Here is a 3,272-nt window from a genome sequence, read left to right as displayed (position 1 = left end):
ACGGGCCGCCGAGGTCAGTCAGCCCTTCGCCGCGGGCCGCGGGACCGGTCGCATCACTCGTCGCGGGCTGCCGCGGTGCACTCCTTGGCGCGCTTGCAATCCTGAAGTCCCTTGAGGGAAGCGGCGAGTTGTTTCCTGGTGGCCGAGGACAGCTGCCCGTAGGTGTTGTGCAGCATGTCGGGGTCCTTGCCGCGGTCGTAGTACTCGTGGGAACCGTCGGCGTACTCGACGTAGGTGTACTTGTCGGTGCGCAGCGCGCCGTAGGTGGGCGGATTACCGCTTCCCTTGCGGGGTTTGTCGGGATCGTCCGCCGAGGTGTTGGGCCCGTGGTGCTCCACCAGGGCGGCCTGCGGCCAGTCCTTCGGTGTCTGTCCCTTGAGCAAGGGCACCAGGCTGCGGCCGTCGGCCTGCTCATCGGGCTTGCCTCCGCCCAGCTCGGTGAACGTGGGGCAGATGTCGATGTTGGAGGCGATCGCGTCCGTCGTGGCACCCTGCTTGACGCCGGGACCGGTGACGACCAGGGGAACGTTCACATCGGTGTCGAAAGCGGTCTGTTTCCCGGGCATCAGGCGGTACTGGCCCATGTGGAAGCCGTTGTCCGAGGCGAAGGCGAAGACGGTGTTGTCCAGGACACCCTCCTTCTCCAGCTTCTCCTTGAGGTCGCCGATCATCCGGTCCACCGCCTGCACGGAACGGACGCGCTTGCGGTGGGTCTTGGTGATCTGCTTGACCTGCTGGGGCGTGAAGGCCTTCTTGTCCTTCAGCCACTTCGGGGCGTCGCTGGGTGTCCTGTCGAAGGATGCCGGCTTGGGCAGCTTCAGGTCCTGGAACTTGCCCTTGTCCTGCGGCGCGGGGGTGGCCGGGCCGTGCGGGGCGAAGGTGGAGATGTCGAGGACGAAAGGCTTCTTGTCCTGCACCGAGTCCTCGATGAAGTCCTGCCCCTTCCGGTTCACGACATCCGTCAGGTAGTCCTTCGGGTCGTGCCCGTAGTCGACCGTCTTGCCGTTCTCGTTGAGCGTGTAGTCGTACTCGTTGTAGCCGTTGCCGGCCACCGCCCACTCGTCCCAGCCGGGAGGCACATAGTTCTCCTGGCCGCCGACGGTCATGTCCGGCTCGTAGCCGTTGAGGTACTTGCCCATCATCGCCGTACGGTAGCCCTCGGCCTTCAGAGCGGTGGCGAAGGTCTTGTCCTCGTTGTCCTTGCCGTGAAAGGTGTCGAAGCCGCCGTCCGGCGGCGTGTTGGTGAACACCCCGGTGTTGTGCGGGAACTTGCCCGTGAAGATGGACGAACGCGAGGGGCAGCACAGCGAGTCGGTCACCGTGTAATTGGAGAAGGACGTGCCCTCCTTCTGCATGGCCTTCACGTGCGGCATGTAGTCCACCTGGTCCGACGACAGGTCATCGGTGACCACCCACACGATATTGGGCCGCGGCCCGGACGCCGCGGCGTCCGCCGTCTCTCCGCTGTCCTGCTCACTTCCCCCCGCCCCACCACCGGCACAGGAGAGGGTTCCGAGCGCCAGAGCGACCGTGGTCACCCACAGCGGGATCTTCTTGCGGGCATTACTGATGGACACGCCTGCTCCTTCTACGCGGTCGGGATGGAAACGGCCCCTGCAGGGCCCGACGCTGTCAAAGAAGTGTGGGAACTCGGTGGGAACACCGCGCGAGGCGGGTGGGAAGTGGCAGGAGCGGGCGGCGGGCGTCGTAGGCCGTCATCCGCTCGAAGAGCTGGGCGAGCGAGGTCTCCTGCCACGTGGCCAGCCCGCGCAGACCGCTCCAGTAGTGCAGGGAGTCCACCCCTCCGTCGTCCGCGGATACGGAGAGCTGCGAGACCCCGGGGTGCGCCGGAAGGAGCATGTCGTGGCGGCGCCTCTCGGCGAGTGGCGCTACAGCGCGACGAGGCGGACCACGCCGACCGAGGCGATGTCACCCCGGGCATGGGCTGCCCGAACTTCCCACCGGCCCGCGGCAATGGCCACGAGAGCCTGCTGCGGCAGGTCGGGATCCGGGGTGGTGAGATCGGCACCTGCAACGGCGGAGTCCATGAGCACGGCCGGGCCGCTGGTCTCCCACACCCCGCACTCCTCCCATATGGTGTCCGGGTCGTCCAGCACCTGCTCGGCAGCGGCGAGGAGATGGGCGTCGGAGTCGGCGCCGAGCCAGCGCACGAAGGCCCGGTGCTCGGGCAGGTAGCAGGTCATGGCCGGCTCGTCGCCCAGGACGAGAGCCAGGGCGCCTTCCTTTCCCACCGGGACGATTGCGGCAGGGTCTTCAGCCGCCTCGCAAGCGCGGTCGTAGTCGTCAGCCTCGCCCGGCACACCCAGGACCAGGCTCGCTTCCGTGCAGCCGTGCCAGAGTGAAAGTGCCGTCTCCGGGAGAACGATGAGCGGGCCGCCCATCGACTCGACCCACGTCGGTTCGGGCAGTCCGGGTCGGAAATGGTTCGTATCGCGGGATCGGGAGTGATGCATTACGCCAGTGTGCCGCCCCAGGCAGCCCTGTCCCGACAGCACAGCGCAGCACGGTGACAGACCGACCCGTGAGGGCAATGGCCGTGCAGCGGCGCGGCTTCCGAGCCGGCCGCCTTGATCGTTTTCCGGGTGGCGCTTACGCTCCCATGCCCATGGAGATGGGGGAGCCGGACCGCGGTCGCGGGCCGTGGCGCGACAGGCCGGTGCGGCGTGGTGCGATCGCGGCCCTGCTGGCCGGGGCGGCAGGGTTGGCCGTTCTGGGCGCGGTGCTCGTGGTGCTGCCTGGTGTGGTGGTCGAGCACGATCTCGCCGGGGCGAGCGTCGCTGCGCAGGACCGCCTCAAGGCGGTGAACGACGTGCGTACGACACTACTGCAGGCTGTGGGCGGCATGGTGGTGCTGTTCGGCGCGTACGCCACCTGGCGGCAACTGCGCGTCAGTCAGGCCGGGTTGCGTGCCACCCAGGAGGGTTATGTCACCGACCGGTTCAGCACGGCCGTCGACCAACTCGGCAGCGACAAACTGGAAACACGCATCGGCGGCCTCCACGCGCTGTGGCGGATCGCGGAGCACTCCGCCCGTGATCGCACGGCCATCATCTCCATCCAGGCCGCTTACCTGCGTACGCACCTGCCCTGGCCGCCTGCCGGAGCGCAGAGCCCGGCGGCGGACGTGCCCATCAACGACCTCGCGCCGCTGGAAGTGCGTGCCGCCGACGCCCAGGTGGCGCTGACCGGGCTCGGCGTGCTGCTGCAACAGCCCCGGGAGCAGCCCTGGGTCAACCTCAGCGTCACGGACC

At 68.2% G+C, this 3,272-nt stretch carries 3 protein-coding genes and 1 pseudogene; 1 reads left to right on the top strand and 3 read right to left on the bottom strand.

Features of this window, described 5'->3' with window-relative positions; translation table 11 throughout:
* Positions 1–53: 53 nt before the first annotated feature.
* The 3 genes from ACQKIP_RS43450 to ACQKIP_RS43440 are packed head-to-tail and all read right to left on the bottom strand — an operon-like array spanning position 54 to position 2,474.
* Positions 54–1,577: a sulfatase-like hydrolase/transferase gene (locus ACQKIP_RS43450; RefSeq protein WP_427745544.1), complete on the bottom strand. Its 1,524-nt coding sequence runs from the start codon at positions 1,575–1,577 to the stop codon at positions 54–56.
* A gap of 55 nt (positions 1,578–1,632) precedes the next feature.
* On the bottom strand, positions 1,633–1,860 hold the full coding sequence (locus ACQKIP_RS43445) for a hypothetical protein (RefSeq protein ID WP_365856908.1): 228 nt from the start codon (positions 1,858–1,860) through the stop codon (positions 1,633–1,635).
* A 29-nt stretch (positions 1,861–1,889) separates the two neighbouring features.
* A complete protein-coding gene (locus ACQKIP_RS43440) occupies positions 1,890–2,474 on the bottom strand; it encodes an Imm21 family immunity protein (protein ID WP_365856910.1) in 585 nt (194 codons plus the stop codon).
* Between the two features lie 152 nt (positions 2,475–2,626).
* On the opposite strand from ACQKIP_RS43440, the pseudogene ACQKIP_RS43435 reads away from it, so the two are divergent.
* Positions 2,627–3,272: pseudogene (locus tag ACQKIP_RS43435) on the top strand (pentapeptide repeat-containing protein); the annotation flags it as partial.

It is taken from the genome of Streptomyces sp. NPDC059900 (genome assembly GCF_050270335.1).
Classification (GTDB): Bacteria; Actinomycetota; Actinomycetes; order Streptomycetales; family Streptomycetaceae; genus Streptomyces.
This window is presented reverse-complemented; position numbering and strand designations above follow the sequence as displayed.